General features: G+C 49.2%; 22 protein-coding genes. 3 read left to right on the plus strand and 19 right to left on the minus strand.

Annotated elements, in window-relative coordinates; all coding sequences use genetic code 11:
• Nucleotides 1-45: 45 nt before the first annotated feature.
• From BMY11_RS24265 to BMY11_RS24310, 10 genes are all read right to left on the minus strand, one after another.
• Entirely contained in the window at nucleotides 46-2,301 is a 2,256-nt protein-coding gene (locus tag BMY11_RS24265; RefSeq protein WP_090582282.1) for a glycosyl hydrolase family 95 catalytic domain-containing protein, read from the minus strand.
• Nucleotides 2,298-3,110, minus strand: a complete 813-nt coding sequence (locus BMY11_RS24270) for a carbohydrate ABC transporter permease (RefSeq protein ID WP_090582284.1) — start codon at nucleotides 3,108-3,110, stop codon at nucleotides 2,298-2,300. Before BMY11_RS24270 ends, BMY11_RS24265 begins: the two co-directional genes overlap by 4 nt.
• A gap of 15 nt (nucleotides 3,111-3,125) precedes the next feature.
• Nucleotides 3,126-4,037, minus strand: a complete 912-nt coding sequence (locus tag BMY11_RS24275) for a carbohydrate ABC transporter permease (protein ID WP_090582379.1) — start codon at nucleotides 4,035-4,037, stop codon at nucleotides 3,126-3,128.
• Between the two features lie 79 nt (nucleotides 4,038-4,116).
• The gene (locus BMY11_RS24280) at nucleotides 4,117-5,565 is read right to left on the minus strand and encodes an ABC transporter substrate-binding protein (protein WP_177182803.1); all 1,449 of its coding nucleotides are present in this window, start codon (nucleotides 5,563-5,565) and stop codon (nucleotides 4,117-4,119) included.
• Between the two features lie 192 nt (nucleotides 5,566-5,757).
• Complete coding sequence (locus BMY11_RS24285) at nucleotides 5,758-7,146, minus strand: carbohydrate ABC transporter substrate-binding protein (protein ID WP_090582288.1); 1,389 nt, start codon at nucleotides 7,144-7,146, stop codon at nucleotides 5,758-5,760.
• A 27-nt stretch (nucleotides 7,147-7,173) separates the two neighbouring features.
• Nucleotides 7,174-8,811: a response regulator transcription factor gene (locus tag BMY11_RS24290; protein WP_256217756.1), complete on the minus strand. Its 1,638-nt coding sequence runs from the start codon at nucleotides 8,809-8,811 to the stop codon at nucleotides 7,174-7,176.
• A gap of 14 nt (nucleotides 8,812-8,825) precedes the next feature.
• Nucleotides 8,826-10,631, minus strand: coding sequence for a cache domain-containing sensor histidine kinase (locus BMY11_RS24295; protein WP_090582292.1), 1,806 nt, complete (start codon nucleotides 10,629-10,631; stop codon nucleotides 8,826-8,828).
• A gap of 582 nt (nucleotides 10,632-11,213) precedes the next feature.
• Nucleotides 11,214-11,537, minus strand: coding sequence for a helix-turn-helix domain-containing protein (locus tag BMY11_RS29780; protein ID WP_090582295.1), 324 nt, complete (start codon nucleotides 11,535-11,537; stop codon nucleotides 11,214-11,216).
• Between the two features lie 238 nt (nucleotides 11,538-11,775).
• Nucleotides 11,776-12,579 (minus strand): TrmH family RNA methyltransferase, encoded by an 804-nt coding sequence (locus tag BMY11_RS24305; RefSeq protein WP_090582296.1) that lies wholly within the window; start codon nucleotides 12,577-12,579, stop codon nucleotides 11,776-11,778.
• 15 nt (nucleotides 12,580-12,594) lie between these two features.
• Entirely contained in the window at nucleotides 12,595-13,257 is a 663-nt protein-coding gene (locus tag BMY11_RS24310) for a potassium channel family protein (protein ID WP_090582298.1), read from the minus strand.
• Nucleotides 13,258-13,412: 155 nt separating this feature from the next.
• Here BMY11_RS24310 and sspI point away from each other — a divergent pair, with 155 nt between their 5' ends.
• Nucleotides 13,413-13,652: a small acid-soluble spore protein SspI gene (gene sspI / locus BMY11_RS24315; protein WP_090582300.1), complete on the plus strand. Its 240-nt coding sequence runs from the start codon at nucleotides 13,413-13,415 to the stop codon at nucleotides 13,650-13,652.
• A 134-nt stretch (nucleotides 13,653-13,786) separates the two neighbouring features.
• On the opposite strand, the gene BMY11_RS24320 is transcribed toward sspI, so the two are convergent.
• The 9 genes from BMY11_RS24320 to BMY11_RS24360 form a co-directional block, all read right to left on the minus strand.
• Nucleotides 13,787-14,884, minus strand: a complete 1,098-nt coding sequence (locus BMY11_RS24320; protein ID WP_090582302.1) for a Gfo/Idh/MocA family protein — start codon at nucleotides 14,882-14,884, stop codon at nucleotides 13,787-13,789.
• A gap of 96 nt (nucleotides 14,885-14,980) precedes the next feature.
• A complete protein-coding gene (locus BMY11_RS24325; protein ID WP_090582305.1) occupies nucleotides 14,981-16,075 on the minus strand; it encodes a Gfo/Idh/MocA family protein in 1,095 nt (364 codons plus the stop codon).
• A gap of 52 nt (nucleotides 16,076-16,127) precedes the next feature.
• Nucleotides 16,128-16,751, minus strand: a complete 624-nt coding sequence (locus BMY11_RS24330; protein ID WP_090582307.1) for a ThuA domain-containing protein — start codon at nucleotides 16,749-16,751, stop codon at nucleotides 16,128-16,130.
• Between the two features lie 31 nt (nucleotides 16,752-16,782).
• Nucleotides 16,783-17,958: a Gfo/Idh/MocA family protein gene (locus tag BMY11_RS24335; RefSeq protein ID WP_090582309.1), complete on the minus strand. Its 1,176-nt coding sequence runs from the start codon at nucleotides 17,956-17,958 to the stop codon at nucleotides 16,783-16,785.
• Nucleotides 17,959-18,003: 45 nt separating this feature from the next.
• Nucleotides 18,004-19,041, minus strand: coding sequence for a LacI family DNA-binding transcriptional regulator (locus BMY11_RS24340; RefSeq protein ID WP_090582311.1), 1,038 nt, complete (start codon nucleotides 19,039-19,041; stop codon nucleotides 18,004-18,006).
• A 112-nt stretch (nucleotides 19,042-19,153) separates the two neighbouring features.
• Complete coding sequence (locus tag BMY11_RS24345; protein WP_090582313.1) at nucleotides 19,154-19,486, minus strand: hypothetical protein; 333 nt, start codon at nucleotides 19,484-19,486, stop codon at nucleotides 19,154-19,156.
• A 95-nt stretch (nucleotides 19,487-19,581) separates the two neighbouring features.
• Nucleotides 19,582-21,171 carry a peptide chain release factor 3 gene (locus tag BMY11_RS24350; protein WP_090582315.1) on the minus strand — a complete coding sequence of 530 codons (1,590 nt, stop codon included), beginning with the start codon at nucleotides 21,169-21,171 and terminating at the stop codon, nucleotides 19,582-19,584.
• A gap of 118 nt (nucleotides 21,172-21,289) precedes the next feature.
• The gene (zwf, locus tag BMY11_RS24355; RefSeq protein WP_090582317.1) at nucleotides 21,290-22,855 is read right to left on the minus strand and encodes a glucose-6-phosphate dehydrogenase; all 1,566 of its coding nucleotides are present in this window, start codon (nucleotides 22,853-22,855) and stop codon (nucleotides 21,290-21,292) included.
• A gap of 118 nt (nucleotides 22,856-22,973) precedes the next feature.
• Nucleotides 22,974-23,747: a YwmB family TATA-box binding protein gene (locus BMY11_RS24360; RefSeq protein ID WP_177182806.1), complete on the minus strand. Its 774-nt coding sequence runs from the start codon at nucleotides 23,745-23,747 to the stop codon at nucleotides 22,974-22,976.
• 121 nt (nucleotides 23,748-23,868) lie between these two features.
• Here BMY11_RS24360 and BMY11_RS24365 point away from each other — a divergent pair, with 121 nt between their 5' ends.
• On the plus strand, nucleotides 23,869-24,285 hold the full coding sequence (locus BMY11_RS24365; protein ID WP_090582321.1) for a hypothetical protein: 417 nt from the start codon (nucleotides 23,869-23,871) through the stop codon (nucleotides 24,283-24,285).
• Nucleotides 24,286-24,440: 155 nt separating this feature from the next.
• Nucleotides 24,441-25,766 carry a flagellar filament capping protein FliD gene (fliD, locus tag BMY11_RS24370; protein ID WP_090582323.1) on the plus strand — a complete coding sequence of 442 codons (1,326 nt, stop codon included), beginning with the start codon at nucleotides 24,441-24,443 and terminating at the stop codon, nucleotides 25,764-25,766.
• The last annotated feature ends 81 nt before the right edge of the window (nucleotides 25,767-25,847 follow it).

Consider the following 25,847-nt stretch of genomic DNA (forward strand, 5'->3'; position numbering starts at 1 on the left):
GATACTTCCTCGCTACAACTTGTATTACATGTTACATTTACAGATTCATGATGCTCCTCTCACCGTGCACTGGTCCCCCGCTTCAAGCAACATCGGGCATACCCCGCCAATCCTACATTCCAATACAGTTACAGCCCCATCTCGCTCGACAGTGAGTTTATCCGTATCAAACCGGTTCTCGAGCAAAAATACTCCGCCCCGCTCAGCCTGCAAATGTACATAATCCAATCGCCCTCCAACCGCTTTGGCAGAGATCAAGATGCCCATTTCACCGCGGAACCGTTGAAACTCGACTCCCTTCTCAAGCCAATCGTTCGGCACGGCTGCGAAAGGTCTTATGATCCCGCCGTTTGTTTGAAGTAGCATCTCTTGCAAAGCATCCGCCGCAGCCATATTCCCTTCCAGCGTGAATGGCCGGTAGTGGAACTGTGTAAGTCCCGTCCTTCGGAAGTCACCATTAAGGTGGAATCCGTTAGGTGAACAGAGGTGCTCCCAGAATTGCTGTAAGTGATACCTAGCCGCCTCGCCGTTCCCCTGTCTCGTATAGAGAGCCGCCATCCAGGCGAACGAGTAGCCTACCCACATCCCTTTGCCGAGTACCTCTAGACGCGCAATTGTATCGTCAATGATCTTCTTCTCCGCTTCGGAACGGTGATAATCGACGGTTTGCAACGGATATATGGCCATCGCATGCGAGAAGTGACGATGACTTTCTAGCAATCTCTCATCCGGACTGAGCATGAATCCCGATTCATCAACGGCAAGCTCGGGCAGCACTTCGGAAGCTGCTGACCAGCACTCGAAATCCTCTGTCATGCCCAGTAGCTCTGACATTTGCGTCAATCGTGCAAAGAGATACCGAAGCAGCGCCAGATCGTAATTGCTATTCGGCGTAAGCCACGAGTCCAAGCTGTCATCGTGAATTTCCGGCGAGCTCGAAATCGGCAGCTTCAGCTTGCCGTCATCCCCTCGAACCAACAGGTCTAGGATACACAGCGCCGTTTCTTTGAAATAAACGTATGTCTTTGTTTCAAGGAACTCTCTGTCTCCGGTATACAGCCAGTACTGATCAAATGCATGACACTGCCAAATTTGATTCGTCGGACTTAGCGAGTACATCGGCCAGCCGCCGAGCGGTTTGCCGTCAATGGTCATAACAGAGGGCAGATTAATACCATCGGTTTCATAGTAGGACTGTGCGAATTCACGTGCTGCCGGCCGCAGCTTCCATAGGAAATCGAGGAAGCTCTCCCCTTCCTCCAGATGGTTAGCTTTCAGGTAATGCCAGTAGCTCAGCTCGGTATTCAGATCATGGTGATAATCGCCTTTCCATGGCGGCAGCTTACCTTCATCAGCCGTCCAAACGCCTTGAAGCGGCATAGGTGGAGCGCCTTTACGTGAACAGGATCCGAACAAGTAATTGGTGAGGTACCACTGCTGCTCCATCTCAAAATCTGGCAGCATAATCTCGCTCTTCTGCCAATACCGCTTCCACCACGAGAAGTGAGAAGGAAACGCTGCATCAAAGCCGGTTTGAACGGCCGCCCGCACTTTAGATTTCGCTCGCTCAAACCAGTCGTCACCGTCATGGTTAGCTGCTACGAGATACACCCATTCTGTCGTGCGCTCGGACGTTTTGCATTCGGCTACAACAATGGCATACTCTAGCTCATGGCTTGTTCGCTGCAGGAACCAAGAGAGCCCATCTTCACTGCCATACTCTGCACCAGGGTAATCCAGCAGAGCCAGAGAGTCTGGCGATAGATCGGAAGAATTCGTATATACAGGAGCCATTAGCTTGAATAGAAGCTGGTCCCGCCCTCCTCCACTGGATATGCGAATATAGCCAAGCCCATTCTCAGCATGCAGGAACGTCTCTAGGCGATGCGACTTGCCATCAGCTTCCCATGTCACTTCCGCCATCGCTTCGCGAAGATGCATTTCGCATGACATCGTCTCCGCCGCAGGTCCATGAAATTCAATCCGGCCAGCCGGCAGCTTCGTCGGGTTCGGATATTCAGAGAAGAAGTCGCTGAATCTGCGTGTGATCTGCTGTTGATCCCCATTACGGACAAGCTCAATGAGGTTCCGATACGTGAATCCTTCATCCTGTACTTCTGGGACGAGCCTTGTATCCCACAGATCCCCCCGATCAAGGCTTAGACAAAGCGGCGCACCGTTTCCCCATACAAGACATCCGGTCAATCCGTTTCCTAAAGGCAGAGCCTCATCCCAACGATTAATCGGCTGATTAAATACCAGGTTGTGTAACCTGCATGGTATTTTAATCGGCCGACTCATCCTTTTACTGCCCCTACCGTAATACCGGCAACAATTTTTTTCGAGACCAAGATATAGAGAATAAAGGTCGGGAGAAACACAATCATCGAAGCCGCAAAGATGCCTGCGTAATCGCCAGTGTTCGTGAAGCCTTGGACAATGGATTGAAGCGCCAGCGACAGCGGTTTGCGCTCGGGAGAATTTGCGAAAATCAATGCATAGAAATATTCGTTCCAAATGCCAAGGAAATTAAAGATTGATAATGTAATGATTCCAGGTGAAGCCATCGGCATAATAATCCGGATAAAGGCTTTAATCGGACCGCAGCCATCCATGGCGGCGGACTCTTCCAACTCTTTAGGTATGGAAGAGAAGAACCCGACCAATAGGAAGACGCTGAACGGTACGTTAGTGAAAATATAGATGAAGATTAACGTAAAGATGGAGCCAGTAAGCTTGAGTTGGACAAATAAAGCGAATAGAGGAATCGAAATAAGCAGTCCCGGAATCGAGAGCGCAGAGAGAAACATCATGTTCACGATTCGTTTGCCGCGAAACTCAACGCGACCCAGTATATAGGCAGCAGGGGCAGCTACGACGATGATTCCGAGACAGGAAACCACGGTGTAAATGACACTATTCGTGAAATAGCGGCCCATATCCGTCGTTTTAAATAAATTCGTATAATTGGAGAAGTGAAATCCCGTGCTAAGCAGCTTGTTTGTAAAGATATCTCTGGTGGTGCTGAACGAGGCCAGAAACGCATATCCAAACAGTACAATCGAAAACAACAGCCACGCATAAAGCGGTATATACCGAATCTTCTTCATACTTCAACACCTTCCTTAGTATTCCAGACGTTCCTTGCGGAAGAACAAATTCATAACCGCAGATATTGCGATGATGGCAATCATGATGAGAATGCCTACCGCTGCACCGGTCCCGACATTAAACACTTCTGTTGTGGTATGTGAGTTGGTACTGCTTCCGAAGACTTTCATGTACATGTAATAGCCCGGTGTTGTCGTGCTCTGTTCCGCTAGACCGAACGTTGCAGACCAGACAAACCAGTTAATCGCCGTAATCGTCCACAGCATAAGCGTCGTGCGAAAGACATCCCGCATTAAAGGCAGTGTTATAAAGAAAAACTTATGAAACGGATTAGCTCCTTCCAGCACGGACGCTTCATAAAAATCAGTAGGGATTCTATCCATCGCAGCTTGTAAAATTAACATGAAATACCCGATCGAACCAAAGCAGTAAGCGATCACCATCGAACCGAAAATATGTTCACTGTCCGTCCATTGGACGCTCGCAAGTGTATTCAACCCCAGAAACTTAAATACCGTCTTTAAAAATCCATAATTGGAGCTATAAATGTACTGCAGCCAGATGACCGACAAAACGACGGCAGAAACGGTATTCGGCAAGAAAATAAGGGAACGCCAGAAGCCTTTGCCGCGTACACCCGAAGATAAGATAGCAGCAAACAGAAAAGCGAATACAAAAATAATCAAACCGCCAACTAACCAAATGACGAACACATTCCAAACTGAGCCTCTAAAATATTGGTTTGCAATCAGATCCGAATAGTTTCCGATTCCAACATACTTCCACTCCTTAAAAGCAGCTGTCAGCGTATCGATGGAATAGAAGCTCATAACGCCTGCCCGAAGGGTTGGATACAGGAAGATTACGAGGTAAATGAGCACTGCCGGCATAAGAAATAGTGCGATTATAGGTCGCTTGATTAACATGTCCTGCCCTCCAAAAAAATCGATATGCAGCAGTCCTGCTGACTGCCGCATATCGATTGTCATTTTACGCTACTTCCGGTTATTTCCCTGTATAGAACTTCTTCGACTCAGAAACCATTTTATCCACGTATTGTTCCGCGCTAAGCTTGCCTGTTATCAATTCCATAAATACCGGTATAATCGTACCGGAGGAGAAGTCGCCGCCGTTGTCGATACCGAAGCCCCATGGCATATTGACTTGTGCATTGTTGAATGCGGTTTGAGCATCCGCAAGCTGTGCCGGCCAGTCCGTATCAATCGTTGCAGGGATGGCCACCGCTTGCTTAACCATGCCTTCCTGTGTTTTCTTGCTAACGAGATACTTCACAAACTCGTACGCCGCAGGAATGTTCTTGCTGTCTTTATTCATCAGAATGCCTTGAGCGCCGAATACAAGATTTTGCTGACCGCCTTTATCGTTACCATTTGCTACCGTTGGGAACTGGAACGCGCCCCATTGGAAATCCGGGCCTGCTGTCTTCGATACTTCGTTAGGCAGCCATGTACCATTCAGGTAAGTCGCCGATTGTCCCAATACCAAATCCTGTTGAGCGGCTGGATATTTGCTTCCCGCGATTTTGTCGGAGAAGAAGCCTTTTTCTCTCATCGCTTGAACGTCTTTTGCAAACTGAAGGACGATCGGATCTTTCCACATATCGCCCGTCTTGTCTTTAACCAGCTGGTCGACCCAATCGCTGCCCATTGCGCTTGCCAAGTAACCGCCGATGAATTGGTCGCGGTAAGCGTCGTCGAATGTCACTGGAGCGGAGCCGGATTTCTTAATCAGATCGGCAGCTGCCATGAACTCATCCCAAGTTTTTGGCGCCTGCGTCACGCCTGCTTTATCCCAAACCGACTTGTTATAGAAGAACTCAACTGCAAACGGCTGTTGCGGGAGCGCATAGAAGCCTTCCTCCAATCCTGCCTGCGTGGACAGCGATTTGGTCCAGTTCATCAAGCTAGGTAGCAAGGAATCCTGTACGGACTTGTCCATGCCAATTGCAGGTTGGGTAAGCAAGTCATCAAGTTTAAGAACATGATCCTTCGTCGTGTTAATCATATTGGAAGGATCCCCTTCCCAAATATCGATTGCTTCTCCGCCGTCCAAAGCTGGTTTAATAAGCTTGAATTCATCGCGGCCCTGGAATTTAACCTCAAGATCCACGTTAGGGTTAGCAGCTTTGAAATCTTCAACTGCTTGTTTGATGACAGCCGCTTGTGGTTCTGTTTCACTCCACATCGACCACATGACAACTTTGCCCTCAAGAGCTGAAGTCGTGGTATTCGTTGACGTATCCGTAGAAGCATTGTTTGAGGCTGTGTTTGTTGAAGCGGTGTTTGTTGATGAATCGTTCGTTGAGGCAGCGTTCGTTGAAGAAGTGTTGGATGATGCCGAGTTGTTCGTGTTTGAATCCCCGCATCCTGCGAGCAAAGATAGCGATAATGCAGATGTAACCATTAAAGCCGGAACAGCAAATCGTTTTTTCATTGAATGACTCCTCCTGATTGTGGGTGTATTTGCTTGCATCTTTTACCCTGACCCAATTATACGTGGATGCACTCCTAACCCAACATTCACAAAATTGCACAAAGCCTGCACTATCTAAGCCACTTTATCTTGTATCTCAATTCAACAAAAAAAGCAGTATGAGTTGTGGATTAACTCATACTGCTTCTCTGATTAATTCGCCGTGACACTCGCAAGCAATGCTCTGAGCTTAGCGGATGCCGCCTCAAGCTGGTCCTGCCATTGAGATACCGACATCATGCTTTGCATAATGCTTCCTAAAGGCAACCACAGATCATTTGTGATATTGACGTCCGTACTCGGCGTGGATTTCCACTGAAAAATAATCGGTTTGACACCGTTATCGAAAATTTTAGCTGCATCGTAAAAGACTGGGGATATATACGGCTTGGCTAAATCCGCGCCATTCTTAACAGCCACGACGCCTTGCGTAATCTCCGCATTCAGCTTCACGCTTTCATCCCGGTATTGATAACTTAGAAAGGCTTTGGCTAACTCTATGTTTTGTGCTTTGGCTGGAATATATATGCCGTCCATCCAAATCTCTGCATATTGCTGCGCGTCCTTCGTAAATACAGGCGGTGCCAGAAAACCGTATTCAAATCCGTCCTCACGAGGCATATTCTTCATTTCATCTTCAATCCAAGTCCCGCATGGAATAAAGAGGGCTTTGCCTTGTAGAAACGCAGCCTGTGACTGCGTATGATTCATCGTCACGGATCCCGGCAACAGATATCCTTTCTTCGCAATGGTAGCATAGACTTCCATTGCTTGTTGCACCGAGCTCGATTTAAAAGCACCTTTAACGTAGTTTTCTGCGTTCATCACAGCTTCGGGCGCTCCTGCAGATGCAACGGAGGACCAGAACATGGATTCAATATAACTCGGATATAGTCCCTGATACGTGAACAACGATCTTCCTTCCTGTTTCGCAGCTTTGCCGAGTGCCATAAATTCATCCCAGGTTTTAGGTGGCTTCCATCCTTTGCTTCGAAACAGTGCTTTGTTATAAATGAGTCCCATCGGGCTTGTCGTAAAAGGTGCAAAATACATTTTCCCATCGTTCAAAGGCCTGGAATACGTTAATATTCCATCCAAAAAGCTGTCTTTCAAAGGTGAATTCGTCCCCGTCCCGTTACTTTCGAATAGCGGAGTCAAATCGAGGAATTGCTTGTCCTTTGTCATTTGATCAAGAACTCCCCCGTTTGAATTCGGCGGAATTACGATCAAGTCAGGAGGATGACCCGTGATGAACTGAGGGGCGATAATATCCAGAATATTGGGGTTCGACTGAAGATGAATCGTAACTCCCGGATAATCCGCTTCGAACTTCTGGATAATCGCACGCCAATACTTTTCTTTGCTGCCGCTACCATTGTCGAATACCGCAACACTTAACGTTTTATTGGCAAACGTATATTCGCCAGGCGAGCCGCTCGCGTCATCGAGCTTAGCTTTGCTTTCTGACAAGCTGCAGCTGCATAAAAGAGCCCCTATGATTGCCATGCTTAGACCTATTGCTATCCATCTCGTTATACTCATGACAGCCACCTCGACAATGAAGATCCTTTAATGGGACTGATTGCTTGGAAATAACCCTCTGCGAAAATCAGATGGACTTTGGCCAACCGACTTCTTAAATAGCCGGTTGAAATAAAACGGATCCTCGACACCTACTGCAAGCGCAACTTCTTTTATCCTTGCATCGGGCATCTTCAACAATTCAACCGCATGATTAATTTTCAATTCGTTCATATATTGCACGATGCTCTTGCCAACGTCTTGCTTAAAGATTCGGCATAAGTAGGTTTCCGTCATATTAACAGCGCTCGCAAGCATTTCTAAGGTGATTCTACGATCGAGATGTTCCCCCATGATTTCCATAACACGAAGTACTTCTTTTCTAAATCGCTTCTGTTTCACCTCAAGCACGTGTTCGACTACTTCTATGAATGCTTGCACGGCCAACGCATGAAGTGTTTCCAACGTATCCGCTTGTTGAATGGGCTGCTGCTTCGACTCCAGCTCGGAATGCGTTCGCCCACTTCTTATGATGCTTTCCACTCCGTTATTTTTTTCCCATCTCATAATCAAACTTTCGGCTTCTGCCAGCAGTGTCATAATGAAATGCTTAAGCGTATTCGGCTTACAGTTCGATGCCCTCGCATGCTCCATTAGCGTATCAAGCATCTCCGTGATCTGCGTGCTATCTCCGGCATCTACTGCCCCTATTAATTCATTGGTCCACTCCAAATACTCCGATTGCATGAGCGCCGATTGGAACTGAACAGACTGAACAGGGATCACCGAACCCGCACCGGTATAAAAGGTAGCAGACATCGCCTCTATGCACCGGGCAAACTGAACGCGAAGCTGATCAAATCCAGTAAATCTGTCACTGATCGCTATACTTACACTTAAATTTAAATATAAATTCAACGTGTACATTAAGTGTCGCAGACTTTGCTGCTTGGCTGCTTCATCATCGGACTTATCCTGCGAGTACTTTAGGATCACATAATGCCCGTTCCCAATACCCACAATCTCAATCGCATTTTTGACTGCGACCGTTTCCTTGATGATGTTAGTAACCGAAAAGTCTAGCAGCTTTTTGTTATTAATTTTGCCATTCGTTAACGCCGCGTCGTAATGGTCAATCTTAATTAGGAAGAGCTGGCCCGCTACGCTTTCCGAGCTAATACCGAGCTTCTTTCCCTCTTTTATAACGTTAGTTATATACCACTCATCTTCTTGAAATAGTTCCTTCCAGAAGCTATTTTTTTGCTGAAGCTGCTTCTCGATTAACTCATTAAGCATAAAGTTGTTCTGTATTTTTAGATGACGCTCCTCCAAAAGAACGGAACTGGCCTTATCCAGTATTTCAATTAAATCTTTCGCTTTAAGCGTTACTTTCAATATATAATCGACCGCACCAAGTTTCATCGCTTCTCGAACCATTTCAAAATCATCATAATTACTAAGCACGATGATTTTACCTGAAAAGTTGCTTTCGCGAAGCTTACGAATCAAGTCCAGTCCATCCATATTCGGCATATTTAAATCGGTGATTACAATATCCGGATTGCTGCTCTCAATTAATTCCAGTGCTTGGAGACCATCAGCCGCCGCGCCGAGTAAATTATAACCGAGTTCCGACCAGTTAATGAGCATCCCTAACGCAATTCTCATGACCTTCTCGTCATCCACAATCAAGATGTTAATCATACTGCCTTCTCCTCTTTACTTCGGGTTATATAAGGAATTGTAATGACAATGTCCGTCCCGCAATTCGGCTCGCTTCGAATATCCAAACCATACTGCTGTCCAAAATGGATGTTGATCCGCTCCTTGACATTGCCCATTCCAATACTCGCCAATCGTTTTTTTGAATCGTGAACGTTTGAACTTAATAGCTGCTGTATTTTCACGGGTCCCATACCTTTACCATTGTCACTAATCATAATTTGCAGGCTGTTCGTATCCATGAGCTTTGCGGAAATCGTGATCCGCGGCTCTCGATCCACGCCTTCAAAACCGTGGATAATTGCATTCTCCACAATTGGTTGCAGCAAAAATTTCAAAATATGCGCATCCATCAGCTTCTCTTCGATGTCATATTCCGTTTGAAGCGACGTGCCATACCTCACTTGCTGGATCACGACGTAATTTGAAATATTCCGAAGCTCATCTCGAAGCGTAACCTGCTCATCCTTATTGACAATTGTACTGCGTAAGAGCTCCGCTAGCGCGCCAAGTCCATCACCTACACTTGTGGCTTGGCTCATCACTGCTGCCCATTTCAACGAATTTAATGTGTTGAACAAAAAGTGCGGGTTAATTTGAGCCTGCAGCATGCTTAATTCAGCATCCCTTTTTCTCGCCTGTTCTTCCTTTACCTCTTCAATTAACTTATAGATTCGCTGCATCATTTGGTTGAATTTGAGCGCTAGAAATCCGATCTCATCCTGGCCCTCGTCACGGATCAATACTTTAAGATTTCCGCCCATGACTTTGGCTGTCGCAGCGTTTAGATTTCTAAGCGGAGAAGCAATGCTGGAGGAGATCAATGCAGCCAGAACGAATGTGAAAATTATACAAAGCACAATGGCAGCAACAATCGTGTAAGCGATATCATAGGATTGTGCATTCAAATAGGTATAAGGAATTAGCCCAACCAAATACCAATCCAAACTATCATCATGAATAGCGGAAACGAAGTAATTCTCCTCATTTAGCTTTACATTTTTCTGCACTTGCTGGATTCCGAGCATTACTTTAAGTGGATTTTCTTCTTTCAGTGTCTCTCCTACATGAAACATATCGGTCTTGCTGGACAACATTTCTCCAGTCCCGTTTATGATGAGCAATTCACTGCCCGTGCCTAGATTGGCTGTACTATACGTGGTCTGTGCAAATAGACTCTCATCGATGCCGAGAATCAAATAGCCAAGAGTGTTATCTTTCCCGTCCAAAGCGGGAATACGCCGAATAAGCGTTAAGCAAGGCTCACCGCTTGTTGTCCTCCCGTAACTCCATGTATCGATAAGGGAGCTCTTCTTTGCTCTTGTCATTAGCCTGTTAAAATCTTTGTCCGTCAATCGGCCGTATCCATAATCATATAATAACCGGCCATCTTTCATTTGGATCTGCATACTTCTAATCACGGGAAGAATCCAAACGTTTTCTTTTAATACAGACTCCTCAATATAATTTTGCAAGGTGCTTCGATCTAAATCATTCATTTGGTCGAAATCCCGTAGTCCGTTTTGAATACGAGCATTCATCATAATTTGATCGGCGAAGGTCTCGTACTTCTGAATTTCATTGTTAATTTTATTGTTCAATAAAGTCAAAATTTCGGTCGAATAGATGCTTGTCTTCTCATGAATCGACTGTGCCGATTTGTTGTATGATAAAACACCAATGATGCCCAGCGGGATAATCGAAAGTATTAAAAAAGTGACGATCAGACGGGTTTGAACCTTCGATCTCCGTGACCACTGAATGAGTTTGTTCCAAACGTACATCTATACACACCTGCCTTGTACTACTGCTGATTAACTATGGAAGGTATAAAAACAATCACTGGAAGCAACAAAAACTGGAAGAAAACGCTTTCATTTCGACATATTTCGCATCTCTGGAATATTGAATTCATTATAGGTTGGATTAGAGCTAAAGTAAAATGTCAAATCAGTTATATATGATAGCTTGAAGGCTATTATTTGAAGAGCAGTCTCTTTGGTACCGTATATAACGAAATAAGCAGAACCACAGACCCTAATTATGGCTGCAAGACTGCCCATGTATTCGAAGCGAGAGCCTAACTAGTTCTTTTATAACAGCATTTAGGGGAAGAGCATTCGTCAACTTATTATAAGCATCTCAAGCACACGGCCCATATGGACAATATTATTATAAACATGGACTATCTTAGCCTGAAAATAGATTGCCGCCATATTAAACAATCATAGTGTTGCATGTCCCTACTTCTGAATTTACAAACGATCCAGAATATGGGGATACATGCAAAGAGAAGGGTCCGACATTGATACTGTAACTACAAAAAAATCCCGCCAAAGTGAGATTCACTCACATCGGACGGGATTTCAATGAATTCTTAGTTTTAGCGACGCAATCTCTAGCATTTCTAACTGATCTTTCCGATCTAGCTCACGAAATATATGTAGTAGTTGACTTTCCAATTCAGGGAGGTCTTTAGCTCCCTTTTGTTCTCTCCCGGTAAGAAGCAACTCTAACGAACAATTGAAAGTTTGATATATTGATACGACTGTATCAATTGATGATTTGCATTTGCCCGATTCAATATCACTTAAGCTACCTTGTGATATGCCTATCTTTCTTGAAAACTCATTCTGGTTGAGCATGTTCAGCTTTCTTAGACGTCTAATGTTTCCCCCAATATCATACATTCCGATCGCCTCCACTATAATGGCTCAGGATTGTCTTATCATAGGTTATAAAAATATACCCCCGCATTCTTTTGACTTAAAATGAAGTATCCATATTATAACTACTGACATTAACTCCCCAAAGCCCTTGATTTATGGGGAGTTCTGAGCTCTAGTAGACGTTATAAATTGTCTCATTTAAACCTAAAAACAGTCTCATATAATGTTATAACCCACAACAACTCACAAATAATTATAGCTATACCGAATACCGCCGCTGCCGCATCGCTTCATATAGTAGCACCGTCGTCGCCATCGCCACGTTAAGTGATTCTGAGCGCCCGTGCATCGGAATAATGATCCGCTCATCGACCTGAGCGAGTGATTCCTCGGACAGCCCTTGCGATTCGCTGCCCATAAGTAGCCAGGTCGGCTCGTTCCAGTTGTAGCCGTAGCAGGTCGATGTCGCCTGCAGGCTTGTCCCGACTAGCGTGATGCCGCGTTCCTTCGCCGCCGGAAGCAGCTCCGCCAAGTCGCCTTCGATAACTGGCAGGTGGAAGAGCGAGCCCATCGTCGAGCGGACCGTCTTCGGATTGTACAGATCAACGCAGCCTTGCCCGAGGATGACGGCATCGGCGCCAACAGCGTCCGCACTGCGGATGATGGTGCCGACATTGCCGGGATCGCGCACGCCGTCAAGCACGATGACGAGCGAATTCGGTCCCCATAGCGCCGAGTTATCCGGCAGCGGCTTCGCGACAACGCCAAACACCGGCGGCGGCGAGTCCGTTCCGGTACATTTTGCGATAATGGCTGGCGTCGCTTCAATAAGCTCGCAGTCCGTCTGGCTCAGCAGCGTGCGCAGCTCTGCGGGAATGCCCCGCTCCATGTCGATGACGATCGTCTCCACATCAGCATCCGCCAGAAGCGCCTCCTGCACGAGATGCACGCCTTCCACAATGAAACGTCCCGTACGGTCGCGGTGCTTCTTCTCAAGCAGCGCCGCAATCGTTTTCACTTTTTCGTTCTGCAATGAAGTAATGCTCATCATTCGTTTATTCATATTTATTCCCCACGTTCAATCCGCATAGTCGAGCTCTAATTTCGAAATATCTTTGCTTTTGCCCGCGATGACGAGCACGTCGTTCTCTTCAACCCAATCATCGTCAAAAGGAGCAATGTTCAATTCCGCGCCGGACTTTATGGCCAGCACATTGCATCTATAATTGGCCCGAATATCGAGCTGCTTTAATGTTTTGCCCACTAACTCAGCCGGAGCCTTCAGCTCTATAATGCTATACTCCTGCGACAACTCAATAAACTCGAGGATATTCGGGGATACTAAGTTATGCGCAAGCCGCATGCCCATGTCGCGCTCTGGAAAAACGATCTTATCTGCGCCGATCTTGCTCAGCAATTTGCCATGGAGCTCGTTCTGCGCTTTCACTATAACTTGCTTCACGCCGAGTTCCTTTAGAATCAATACGGTCAGGATGCTCGCTTGAATATCCGCGCCGATCGCCACAACGACCACATCGAAATTCGAGATCGCGAGTGTGCGAAGCGTATCTTCATCTGTCGTATCCGCCGAAACCGCGTGCGTAGCCCAATCCGATACATCCTGGATGATCTGCTCGCTCCGATCTATGGCAAGCACATCGAAACCAAGCTCCATTAAAGTAGTGGCTACACTGGAGCCGAAACGCCCCATTCCGATTACTGCAAACTGCTTCTTAGCCAAGCTCATGTTCCTCCCTGACCATAGTCGTAACCTTTCGCCTAGTATATCACAATTGCCGAATTTATCCGAATGAGCAGCCAGCCGCATCCGGCATGAAATGTGGCGCCACAGGAGATATTAACTGTCGAATCTGTAGTTATGATGGAGGGATCAGATTGAACAATCTTGATTTGCGGCAGGCAATCGTGCGTCGGGTACAAAATAAAAATGGTGAGGAACTGACCGACGTGATCGAAAGCTCCATCGGCAATGATGAAAAAAGACTTCCCGGGCTCGGCGTTCTATTCGAAATGATATGGCGAAGCAGCGAAAAACCCGATCAAGAGCGTATGGTTGGTGTACTCTATAATGAGCTGAACGGCGTAGATGAGAGCGCGCCCCCAAGTCCAAGCTAAGTAAAATACGAACTAGAAACGGCCATAACAACAAACAGCTTGTCCGCTGGACCAATCCAATCTTCAGCCAAGGGCCGAGACTAGATTGTCCGTTGGACAAGCTGTTTTTACTGCTTTATAGAGCTAAGAGCTACTTACAGAGATGGTTCGCTCTCGAGAACCGGCATTGCCTCTGGACGCTCGCATGTGCTTTCCATCGTGTAATGCTTGCCGTCACGGGAAGCATCGTGGAAGCCATGCATCGCCTCAAGCACATGATAAGCCATCGCGCCATTCGCACGGTGAGTGCGGCCTTCTACAATTGCGCGTGCCATATCCGCTACGCCAATACCACGGTTGTTGTCCGTGTTGCCATGTGTGAGTTCTACTTCTTCCCACTCGCCGCCCAGCTTGCGAACCTTCACGGGACCGCCGAAAGTGTTCGGGTCTGGTACAAGAATCGAGCCTTCACTGCCGTGCACTTCGATGTTCGGAAGCGACGTGCCTGCCTTCGTATCGAAGCTTGTGATCAGCGTGCCGACTGCACCGCTATGGAAATCAAGCACGCCGGCAATATGCGTAGGCGTCTCAACCGTAATGACTTTGCCGTTCTTCTTCTCGCTCGTAATTGTTCGCTCAGGGTACGAGATTACAGCGGAGCCTGTCACTCTACGGATTGGACCAAGCAGAGTAATATAAGCAGTGAGGTAGTATGGGCCCATATCGAACATTGGACCGCCGCCAAGCTCATAGAAGAACTCCGGATCCGGATGCCAGCCCTCAGGACCGCCGCCGAGCATGAAGCCCGAGATGGATACAGGTGTACCGATTGCACCGTCATCAATAAGCTTACGGCAAGTTTGGATACCGCCGCCAAGGAATGTTTCAGGTGCACTAGCAACGCGAAGTCCTTTTGCAGCAGCCAGTTCAAGCACCTTCTTGCCTTCTTCGCGTGTAACCGCAAGTGGCTTCTCCACGTACACATGCTTGCCCGCTTCCAGCGCCTGCAAGCAAACCGATGCATGAGCCTTCGGAATCGTCAGATTGACGACAATTTCAATCTCAGGATCAGCCAGCAGTTCTTCTACCGTATAAGCCTTCTCGAGACCGAACTCTTCCGCACGCTGTTTCGCACGCTCCAGATCGATATCCGCAGCAGCAACAAGATCAATTTCAGGGTACTTCTTCAAGTTTGTAAAATAAATTTGGCTAATATTTCCGCAGCCTACAACGCCGACTTTCACTCGTTTCATGCTCGAATGCGCTCCTCTAACTATGTAGTCCTTACAAAAAGAAGCAGCTTACCCAAGGCGGGCAAGCTGCTCTTGTCTCATTCCTTTAGTGTATCGTTATTTCGATTGTGCTTCAAGCGCTGGCATCGGTTCCGGACGCGTGCATGTGCTCTGCATCTCGTAATGTTTGCCTTCACGGGATGCATCATGGATGCCATGCATGGCCTCGAGCACGTGGTACGCCATCTCGCCGTTCGCACGATGCTCGCCGCCTTCGCGAATTGCACGCGCCATATCCGCTACGCCAATACCGCGGTTGTTATCGGTATAACCATGCGTGAGCGAAATCTCTTCCCAGTCTCCGCCTCTACGACGCAGCTTCACTACGCCGCCAAAGCCGTTCGGGTCTGGTACGAGCAGCGTGCCCTCGCTTCCGTGAATTTCAATGTTCGGTAGCGAAGTGCCAGCCGCAGCATCGAAGCTCGTCAGCAGCGTGCCGATCGTGCCATTCTCGAAATCTAGCACACCGGTAATGTTCGTCGGCGTCTCCACCTCGATGATCTTACCGCGCTTCTTCTCGCTCGTAATCGTTCTTGTCGGATGCGAGATGCGCGCAGAACCCGTTACACGCTTGATCGGACCAAGCAGCGTAACGAATGCAGTCAGATAGTAGGGACCCATATCGAACATCGGGCCTCCGCCGATCTCATAATAGAACTCAGGATCCGGATGCCAGCTCTCATGACCGCCACAGAGCATGAACCCTGTTGCGGACACCGGCGTACCGATTGCCCCATCGTCAATGAGCTTACGGCAAGTTTGAATGCCGCCGCCAAGGAATGTCTCCGGCGCGCTCGCGACACGGAGCCCTTTCTCTGCAGCAAGCTTCAGCACTTGCTGGCCTTCTTCACGCGTCACGACGATCGGCTTCTCAACGTACACATTTTTGCCAGCTTCAAGCGCTTTCAAGCAGACCGAAGCATGAGCCTTTGGAATCGTCAGATTGACGACGATCTCAATCTCCGGATCGGCGAGCAGCTCATCGACTGTATACGCCTTCTCCAAGTTAAACTCTTGCGCACGGCTCCGAGCGCGTTCAATATCAATATCCGCTGCGGCCACCAGCTCAACCTCAGGATATTTCTTCAAATTCGTAAAATAGACATGGCTGATATTTCCGCAGCCGATAATGCCAACTTTAACGCGACTCATAGAACAGTACGCCTCCTCTAATCATGAACAATTCAACTAAAAAAGTTAAAGCTTACTTCGCTGCCCACAGGAAGCCGCGGCGCATCAGCTCAAGCGTCTGCGGCAACGCCACAATATTCGCTTGGTGGCCGAGCGAGTTGTAATAAACACGGCCCTGACCCCATGTTTTTGTCCATACGATTGGCATCAGCACATCGTCAAACGACGTTGTTGCATGCACCTTAATCGCTGGATCAACATGCATATAATACTTCTCCGTACACACCTCGAAGTCGCCAATGCCCTTCGTCAGTGGATCATCCTCGCTCACCATGTTCACATCGTAGCGCACACCGTCATTGCCCGGATGAGCAACCCACTGGCCGCCAACCATGTACTGGTAATCGACATCATTGCGGAACGAATCGCCCATACCGCCATGACACCCTGCGATGCCGCAGCCGGCAGCAACAGTATCAAGCAGCGGACGAAGCTGCTCCTGCGTAATGGAACCCATCGTCCAGATCGGCACGATCAAATCTAGCGACGCCATCAGCTCCGCATCCTTGTAAGCATCCAGCGTATCCGATACGGTTACGTCGAACCCTTCTTCCTTCAACACGCCTTCACAAACTTCAGCGACTTCCTTCGGCTGATGACCATCCCAGCCGCCCCAAACGATGAGTGCTTTTTTCATTGGTGATACCGTCCTTCTTACCAAAGTATGTTTATCTCAGCTCTGAAATCGAAACCCAGCGGCGTTCCTCAATCGACTTGTCGACCGCTTCCAATACAGCTTGGCATTCTACGCCGTCCACGAAGTTCGGTACCGGCTGGCGATCTTCTTCAATCGCAAGCATGAACTCATGGAACTCGTGCGTGAACGTGTGCTCATAGCCAATACTGTGACCAGCTGGCCACCATGCCTCGCTGTAAGCGTGTGCACCTTCTGTCGCGTGAACACGGCGGAAGCCTTGTACGTCAGCAGCATCGTCCGTGAAGAACACTTCCAGCTCATTGACGCGCTCAAAATCAAATTTAATACTGCCCTTGCTGCCGTTAATCTCGAACGAGTTCGTGCAGCGGTGGCCTGGCGCGAAGCGAGTCGCTTCGATGCTGCCGAGGGCGCCGTTTGCGAAACGAGCTAGGAACAATGTCGCATCATCAACCGTTACTGCGCCGCGCGGTGCGTCTTTGTCCGCCTTTTTGCTAAGTCCAGTATTAAGCTCACTTGACGATGCTTCCAATGGACGCTCTTTGACAAACGTCTCGCTCATGCCGATAACCTCTTTGATTTCGCCAACGAGGAAACGAGCCATGTCGATGACATGCGCGCCAAGGTCGCCATGCGCACCGGAACCGGCGATTTCCTTCTGCAAGCGCCATACGAGCGGGAACGAAGGATCGACGATCCAGTCTTGCAGGAAGAATCCGCGGAAGTGATAGATTTCACCGAGACGACCTTCTGTAACGAGCTTCTTAGCCAGCTGAATCGCAGGCGCGAAACGGTAGTTGAAGCCGACCATATGCTTCACGCCAGCTTTCTCAGCCGCATTCAGCATTTCAATGGAATCTGCCAGATTTAGTGCAAGCGGCTTTTCGCAGAAAATATGCTTGCCCGCTTCAGCGGCCGCAATCGCAATTTCTTTGTGCGCGTCGCTTGGCGCGTTGATATCAACCAAATCTACATCGTCACGGGCGATCAGCTTGCGCCAGTCAGTCTCCGCTTGCTCCCAGCCGTATTGTGCGCGCGCCTGCTCAAGAGCAACAGCGTCACGTCCGCAGATGACAGCCATCTCTGGGCGAACGACCTTCGGGAAAAACATCGGGAGAGCACGATAACCGTTGCTATGGGCCTTTCCCATAAATTTATAACCAATCATACCGACTCGAATTTTGCTCATCTTCTTATTTCATCCTCTCAAGCGAATTGGGTTTACTTCCGTCAATTAATCGCGAGTCTCTCTGGATACTTGGGATGATGCACGTTCAATCAGTTTCACAGGCAGTTTGATTTCGAAAGGGGCAGGCGGTTCGTTCTCAGACATCGCATCGAGCAGCCGTGAAGCCGCCTCGCAGCCGACCTCATAGAACGGAACGCGGATGGAACTTAGCGCCGGCTCAGTCATCCGAGATATGTCGGAATCGTCGCAGCCGACGAGCGCAAGATACTCACCGATGCGTATGCCTTGCTCCTTGAGTCCTTGCATGAGCCCAATGGCCATCCGGTCGTTCGCGGCAATTACGGCATCTACTTCACCGCTCTCCACCAGCTTTGCAACCGCTTCCGAAATTCCGTAGCCGCTCTTTCGACTATAGTTGCCGATGAGAACATGCTCAGGAATAAACGGCAAGCCCGCTTCCTTTAGTGCCTGCTGGTAACCTTTCAGTCGATCTAAGCTGTTCGAATACTCCGCCGGACCGTTCAAGAAACAGATACGACGATAGCCTTGTTTCACAAGATGTTTGCCTGCATGATAGCTGCCCATACGCTGATCGGCGTCTACGGTGCTGAATGCTTCACCCTCGAAACGCTGATTGACTAGACAGAACGGGTACTCTCCTTCTTTCAACTCCCGCAGTGCTGCCCGTTCAGAAGGAACGTCCTGCGCGCCTAAGATGATGCACCCGTCAATCTTCTGCGTTCGAAATAAGCTGGCGTAATCCCGTGGCTCATGAGGTTCACGGAACAAGAGCAGCAGATCATAGCCCCGCTGCTTGGCCGTTATCCCAATGCCGCTTAACACTTCAGAGAAGTAGTGCGTAGAGAAGAGATTCACTTTAGGCAGCATAGGCAGGATGATGCCAAGGTTGCCGCTTCTGCGCAGCGCAAACCGCTGTGCCAGCGCATTCGGAACATACCCTAGCTTATTAGCCGCTTCCATAACCCGTCTCGCTGTTTCTTCCTTTACGTTATCAGCGCCGCTTAATACTCGGGACACTGTCGCTTCCGATACGCCTGCAAGCTCCGCAACTTTTCTACGAATAAGCCCTTCCTCCCTTCCATGTTACTGGAAATGTACACGCGTACATTTTCTCATGCAAAAAAGCGCCTGTCAATATGTAAAATTACGACTTCAGGCGCTTTTTCTGATATTTTCAAAAGCTGTTAGGGTGCGGCGGATTCGGCGGCGGGACCGCTTCGTTCCGATCCTTGGCTGCACTTACCATAAGCAGAATCGCTGTAAGGATATGCATAATCATACCGAGAAACGGAATCCATGCAACAACCGAAGTAATAATGCCGAGAATGCTGCCGTGCCTCGCTTTCTTCTCCGTGGAACAGAAAACAAGTGTTACGATATGAAGAATTAACATGACAAGCAGTGGGGTCCAAGACATCGAGATGACGAATAATCCCCCGACTATCGGGATACCCAGAAATGCTTCAATCCCGCCGGAAACCCATCGTAGTACGCGTGAAGTTGACATGTTCAGCTTTATCTCCTCTCCAATAAAAACAGCCGGTCAAGGACGTGTCCTTAACCGGCTGTTCGACGAAGCCTTCCATCCTGCGACAGCGATAATTAAGGTGCCATTTCCAAGAACTTGGAAGTAGGGTTCTTCTCCATTGCTGTACGCATTGCGTATTCATTCTCGAATAGCGCAACATAATTCTCTTTCTTATCCTTCACAAGTGTGGAATTAATCCGGTACTTGGTCGGGTCAATCTTATCATCTACAATCCAGCGGGCGAACTGGAATGTCATCCGGTGCAGCTGGATTTCTACGCCGTACTCGGCACGCATCCGATGCTCGAATACTTCGAATTGCAGCTGACCGACAACGCCGAGAATCGTCTCTTCGAAGCCGCCTGTCGAGCGGAACACTTGAATCGTGCCTTCCTCGGTCAGCTGGTCAATACCTTTCTGGTATTGCTTATGCTTCAAAGCGTTCTTCACCGTTACTTTCGCGAAAATCTCCGGCGAGAACGTCGGCAGCTCGTCGAATACGATTTCGCTGCCCTGCGACAACGAATCGCCGATACGGAAGATACCCGGATCGAACAAACCGATAATATCGCCCGGATAGGCGTTCTCAACGATGTCCCGATCCTGCGCCAAGAACTGCTGCGGCTGCGACAGCTTGATGTCTTTGCCATTACGCACATGGCGTACACTCATGCCGCGTTCGAAGCGACCCGAGCAAATACGCAGGAACGCAATACGATCGCGGTGCGCAGGGTTCATGTTCGCCTGGATTTTGAAGACGTAACCCGAGAACTTCTCGCTCATCGGATCGACAGTTCCGCTCGTGCTCTGTCTTGGAGTCGGCGAAGGCGCCAGCTGCAGGAAGTTCTCAAGGAACGTCTGCACGCCGAAGTTGTTCACCGCACTGCCGAAGAACAGCGGCGTAAGCTCGCCTGCACGCACTTTCTCATAATCGAACTGATCGCCCGCAACGTCCAGTAGCTCTAGATCCGCAATCAGCTGATCAGTCAGATAATCGCCAGCCATCTCGCGAATATGCGGATCGTTGTAATCGGCTACTTTCTCAACCGTGATCGTCGAATGGTCGTTCCCATTAAACAACTCCACCTGAGTCTTCATCCGGTCGTAGACGCCGCACAGCTCGCGGCCCGTGCCGATCGGCCAGTTCATCGGAACCGCACGAATGCCAAGCACGCGCTCCAATTCTTCCATCAGCTCGAACGGGCTCTTCCCTTCACGGTCAAGCTTGTTGATGAATGTGAAGATTGGAATGCCGCGCTTGCTGCACACCTGGAACAGCTTAATCGTCTGTGCCTCGACGCCCTTCGCGACGTCAATCAGCATCACGGCGCTGTCCGCTGCAGTAAGCGTCCGGTACGTATCTTCAGAGAAGTCTTGGTGACCAGGCGTATCCAGAATGTTTACGCGATGTCCGCTATAATCGAACTGCATAACCGAGGAAGTAACGGAGATACCCCGCTGCTTCTCGATTTCCATCCAGTCACTTGTTGCGTGGCGGCTCGCCTTACGCGCCTTAACGGAACCCGCTTCACGGATAGCGCCCCCGAACAGGAGCAGCTTCTCCGTTAGTGTTGTTTTACCCGCATCCGGGTGAGAGATAATGGCGAACGTGCGCCGTCTCTCGACTTCTTGCTTTATTTCATCTGTTATCGTAAGTTTGCTCATCGCTATTCCCTTCGTCCTTTACATGCCTCACTCTAATTCGGTCAATCGTCTTGGGTCGTCTCGCTATCCTCCAGCATATGCTTCAGGCCCATCCGCGTGCGCCTAAGACTGCCTTAGGTCACTTCGGTCCACCCGAAATCCAGATGACATTATCTTCAGCTTGCCCGTTCACCGGCCACCAGTGGAAGCCGTCTGCTGCGAGCAGCGCTTCAGCGCTCTTCGGTCCCCACGAGCCCGCAGGATAGAGTTGCAGATTGGAGCTATCTTCGCGCCATGCTGCTGCGATACGGTCAACGAACGACCATGCCTCCGCCACTTCATCCCAGCGGGTGAAGTAGGTCGATTCGCCGCGAGCCGCGTCATAGATGAGGCGCTCGTACGCTTCAGGCGTATTGATGCCGATCATGCAGCTTTGGCAGAACTCCATCGAAACCGGCTGAACGACGTTGTCGACACCTGGCTTCTTTGCATTGATCTTGATATAGATGCCTTCCATCGGGTTCACCCGAATAACGAGCAGGTTCGGCGCCAGATCATGACGCTGTGCGAACAGCATGTTGTCCGGTACATTCTTGAACTCGATAACGACCTCGGTAGTCTTCACAGGCAAGCGCTTGCCTGTACGGATGTAGAAGGGTACGCCCGCCCAGCGGAAATTATCCAGGTACACACGAGCCGCAAAATAGGTCTCCGTCGTCGAATCCGGATTAACCGAATCCTCTTGGCGGTAGCCGCTAAGCGCTTTATCGCCGGTTGAGCCTTCGCTATATTGACCGCGAATAACATGCTGGTTCACTTCGGCAGCCGACTCGAACGGACGGAGCGAACGAAGCGCTTTAACCTTCTCATCGCGGATATCTTCCGGGTGAAGACGGCTTGGCGGCTCCATCGCAATCATCGCCAGCATCTGCATCGAATGGTTCTGTACCATGTCGCGCAATGCGCCTGACTTATCGTAATAGCCACCGCGCTCTTCGACGCCAACCGTTTCCGATAGCGAAATTTGGACATTGGCAATATGTTTATTGTTCCACAGCGGCTCAAAAAATGCGTTCGAGAACCGCAGTACTTCAATATTTTGCACCATTTCCTTACCAAGGTAATGGTCGATCCGGTAAATCTCCGACTCCTGGAACACTTGGTTCAGCTGTTTGTTCAGCTCACGAGCGGATTCCAGATCGTAGCCGAACGGCTTCTCGATTACGAGGCGATTCCAGCCCTGCGACTCGAGGAGACCGCCATCACGCAGATTGAACGAGACAGGTCCGAACAAATTAGGCGCAAGCGCCAAGTAGAACAGGCGGTTGCCTGGAATGTTGAATTTCTCGTCCAGCCCTTGGCTGAGGCGCGCAAGCTCGCGGAAGCCGTCGACATTGTTAATATCAAGAGACATGTAGACAAAATGCTCCGCAAACCGTTCCCACAGCTCGGCATCGTCAGCCTTGTAGCGGCAGAATTCACCAATCGATTCATACACGTCAGCACGGAATTGCTCATTCGTCCGCGGTCTGCGCGCAAGTCCGACAACAGCGAAGTTCTCAGCTAGCTTGCCTTCCTTATATAAGCTGAAAAGCGCAGGAAATAGCTTCCTACGCGCTAAATCGCCTGTAGCTCCAAACAAATAATAAACCGCACCCTCTGCGGCAATCGTATCCAGTTTGCTCACTTCGGTCTTTTCCCTCATTCTGTTATGTATTTTCATACAAGTACTGTATGGATCAATTTATGTTAGTTTAGCATATTGAGCCAGTAGATGCTATTCATGCACCGATAAAATATCGCCCCGGAGCAGGCTTATTATCTTATTTCTGCTCCGTATAATCGCCTGTTATTAGCGGTACTCCAATGATGAGTTCACGAGCAGCTTCGCCTGTTGTCAGCGCGCCTGCAATTTGCAAATTCACCTTCGTCGCCCCGCTTTGTACGCCGCTTTGCAGCGACTTACTATAATACGTCAAGCTGGAAGTATGGCTGTCGTCGTACGCCTCCACTTCCGTAGCCCCCGCTGCAGCCGCAATTCGGTCAGGCGCATCTGCTTGCACCATTTCTCCACGTACAGTAAACCCTCCCTGCAAAAGCAAACCAGCAGCAATTGCCGCATTTTCCACCTTATGAACCTCATCTGCAATCGACTTGCTATCGGATCCTCTCGCCGTATCCAGCAGCAATACAAGCTCATATGGCATTTTGGAAGAATCGCCTAGCTGCCCTGCTGGCTTCGAACGGACCCACAGCTTCAGCCTGTCCGCATCGTTCGTTGCCGTAATATCAACTGGCGCATCACCGTCCAAGCCGGTTGACAGCGTGAATCCAAGCGCTTCGGCAAGCCGCTCGATGCCATCAGCCTTCGCCCCACCGTCCCAACGGAACGACCAGTGCGCTTTTTCCGCTCCGCCCACATAGGTCGTACTGCTCCATTTCCACACTTGTTCAAAATCATGCGATACAGCAAATTCGGCACTCGATGTCGCAGGTAGGTTGCGGTTATGCCATAGGGTCCTGGTTACGAGGATGAGCAGCAGAACGACCACGGCGAGCATGCCGCCTTTTGGCTGACGGCTATGGTTAGCTGGCATCTGAAGATCCGCTCCCTTCAAGGAAACTTTTATCCTAATAAGTAGTAGGTAAATATCCATACGCACTTACCTGTAGGTGAATACACTGTCACAGGAACCCAAAGGGGAGGTGTCATCGAAGTTGCAACCTATATATCCACTTCATGAAGATACGATTAAACAGTACTGCGGCATGCCTGTCTGTGTGGTCACGAACGAAGGTGAGCGCCATGTCGGTATTCTCAGCCGGTGCCACGGCGGCCGTATTATGCTGAATGAAACGGAAGCAAGCATGCAACAGAAGACTACAGGCACTACGGTTGGTCAGCTGGGTAAAGTAACGAATACGAAGGTGAAGAAGAAAAAAGGCGGCAAACCGAGCAAACCAGCGGTAGAGGGCAAGTCTCAGACGAAGGAAGCCGCACAGACGCAGGCTTATTATCCTTACGATTCTAACTACTATGGCGATCCTTATTACGGGTATGGAAATAATTCATTCTTTGGCGAGGCACTTGCGTTTGACTTGGCGTCCCTTGCATTTCTGTTCCTGCTCATATAATTCGGCATCCAAAGCCCATACCCTCTCGCTTGCAGCTTCGCGGCGTTGTGGTGAGGGCTTTTTCATTGATAGAAGTGCTTAGAAGACAATCGACAAATTGGAAAATTTTATTTAAACTATATGATAGATGAACAATCGCGAGCGGAGGGATTGCTATGGTTCTGCCTTATTCCATGCCCGCTGTATTCGGGACGGTTCGCCATACGAGGGAACCGGTCCAGCCCGTCGAGCGGTACGCACTTTATCCCTATTCAGGCCAAGGCTATTTATCATTGATGTCGCAAAATACGAGGAAGCAGGTCGCCGCATCCATCCCGGCACGCGGCTCGGTGGGCAGCTTTACGCTACCGAAGCAGGCACAGGCTGCGCTGAAGGCTGCTGCGAACAGCTCCGCGGATTGGCTCGCTCAGAGCAAAAAGGTCAGCTCTGCGCTATCAGACATTCGGATGAAGGGAAAGTCGGCGTTCGAACAGCGCTCGGTGCAAGTTGATGGGACAGGCACTGCTGGTGTAACCGGCGATGCTGACGCAAGCGCAGCCCGTACGGACTACAGTGTTCAAGTTGCATCGCTTGCTAAGTCTCAGCAGAATCAAGGCTACGAACTGACGAAGAATGCGCCTTCTATCATCAACTCTGGCGCACACATTTTCACGCTTCAAGTAGGCGGGCAGACACACTCGCTCTCTACCGTCATTCGTCCCGGAGATACGAATGCGGCTGCTCTCGGCAGATTGCAAAGCAGCATCAATGGGGCTAAACTCGGCGTAACAGCATCTGTGCAGGAGAATCAAACGAACGGGACGGTTAAGCTAGTCGTCGATGCTGGCGGGGTAGGAACGGAACATGCTTTCGCGCTTCAGGATCAGAGAGGCAGTATTATTGCTTCGAGCGGCGCAGACCGAGCGGTCGTTAAGGGGTCGGACATGCACGTTCTAGTGGATGGCAAAATGTATGATTCGAATGAGTCGAATACGATCGTTTTGCAGCATGGCCTTGTACGAATCTCGCTAGACGAAATGACCTCACCTGCTGATTTCAAGATTAAGGTACGAAATAATTCCGAAGCGCTGCACAGCCAGCTGCAGTCGGTCATCAGTGAAGTCAATTCGCTACAAGATACTTACGATTCATCTGGCTACTTAAACCCAGTGCTGAAACAGCGTGTGGATGATGTACTGCGAAGCCCTGAGCTTGCTTCGCTCGGAATTTCACAATCGCAGCAAGGCAAATGGCAGTTAGATGAAGAGAAGCTTGGTGCTGCAATGGAAGCTCAGCCAGACGATGTAAGCCGCATCATCAGCGGCCGTCACGGACTTGCATCTCGGCTGCAGCAGACGATTAACCAACTGTCGGAGCTGCCGACAGAATCTCTGATCAGCACAAAGGCGAGCGGCTTCCAGTCGTTCACTCTCTACCGCGCCTCGTCCGGCTCGTATTTGCAGCTTCCGCTTGGCGGGCTGTTTTTGAATTCATTTATGTGAGTGGATGGATGGGTTTGTAGGGGAACACGGAGGCTTAGCGACAATGTGAAGCGGCGCAAATGATGAGCGGCAAACGAAGAA

The organism is Paenibacillus sp. OV219, assembly GCF_900110075.1.
Lineage (GTDB): Bacteria > Bacillota > Bacilli > Paenibacillales > Paenibacillaceae > Paenibacillus_Z.

Coding starts and splice junctions, on each gene's coding strand:
- BMY11_RS24265 (WP_090582282.1), bottom strand. CDS start 2,301: ATGAGTCGGCCGATTAAAATACCATGCAGGTTACACAACCTGGTATTT.
- BMY11_RS24270 (WP_090582284.1), bottom strand. CDS start 3,110: ATGAAGAAGATTCGGTATATACCGCTTTATGCGTGGCTGTTGTTTTCG.
- BMY11_RS24275 (WP_090582379.1), bottom strand. CDS start 4,037: ATGTTAATCAAGCGACCTATAATCGCACTATTTCTTATGCCGGCAGTG.
- BMY11_RS24280 (WP_177182803.1), bottom strand. CDS start 5,565: ATGAAAAAACGATTTGCTGTTCCGGCTTTAATGGTTACATCTGCATTA.
- BMY11_RS24285 (WP_090582288.1), bottom strand. CDS start 7,146: ATGAGTATAACGAGATGGATAGCAATAGGTCTAAGCATGGCAATCATA.
- BMY11_RS24295 (WP_090582292.1), bottom strand. CDS start 10,631: ATGTACGTTTGGAACAAACTCATTCAGTGGTCACGGAGATCGAAGGTT.
- BMY11_RS29780 (WP_090582295.1), bottom strand. CDS start 11,537: ATGTATGATATTGGGGGAAACATTAGACGTCTAAGAAAGCTGAACATG.
- BMY11_RS24305 (WP_090582296.1), bottom strand. CDS start 12,579: ATGAATAAACGAATGATGAGCATTACTTCATTGCAGAACGAAAAAGTG.
- BMY11_RS24320 (WP_090582302.1), bottom strand. CDS start 14,884: ATGAAACGAGTGAAAGTCGGCGTTGTAGGCTGCGGAAATATTAGCCAA.
- BMY11_RS24325 (WP_090582305.1), bottom strand. CDS start 16,075: ATGAGTCGCGTTAAAGTTGGCATTATCGGCTGCGGAAATATCAGCCAT.
- BMY11_RS24330 (WP_090582307.1), bottom strand. CDS start 16,751: ATGAAAAAAGCACTCATCGTTTGGGGCGGCTGGGATGGTCATCAGCCG.
- BMY11_RS24335 (WP_090582309.1), bottom strand. CDS start 17,958: ATGAGCAAAATTCGAGTCGGTATGATTGGTTATAAATTTATGGGAAAG.
- BMY11_RS24345 (WP_090582313.1), bottom strand. CDS start 19,486: ATGTCAACTTCACGCGTACTACGATGGGTTTCCGGCGGGATTGAAGCA.
- BMY11_RS24350 (WP_090582315.1), bottom strand. CDS start 21,171: ATGAGCAAACTTACGATAACAGATGAAATAAAGCAAGAAGTCGAGAGA.
- zwf (WP_090582317.1), bottom strand. CDS start 22,855: ATGAGGGAAAAGACCGAAGTGAGCAAACTGGATACGATTGCCGCAGAG.
- BMY11_RS24360 (WP_177182806.1), bottom strand. CDS start 23,747: ATGCCAGCTAACCATAGCCGTCAGCCAAAAGGCGGCATGCTCGCCGTG.
- fliD (WP_090582323.1), top strand. CDS start 24,441: ATGGTTCTGCCTTATTCCATGCCCGCTGTATTCGGGACGGTTCGCCAT.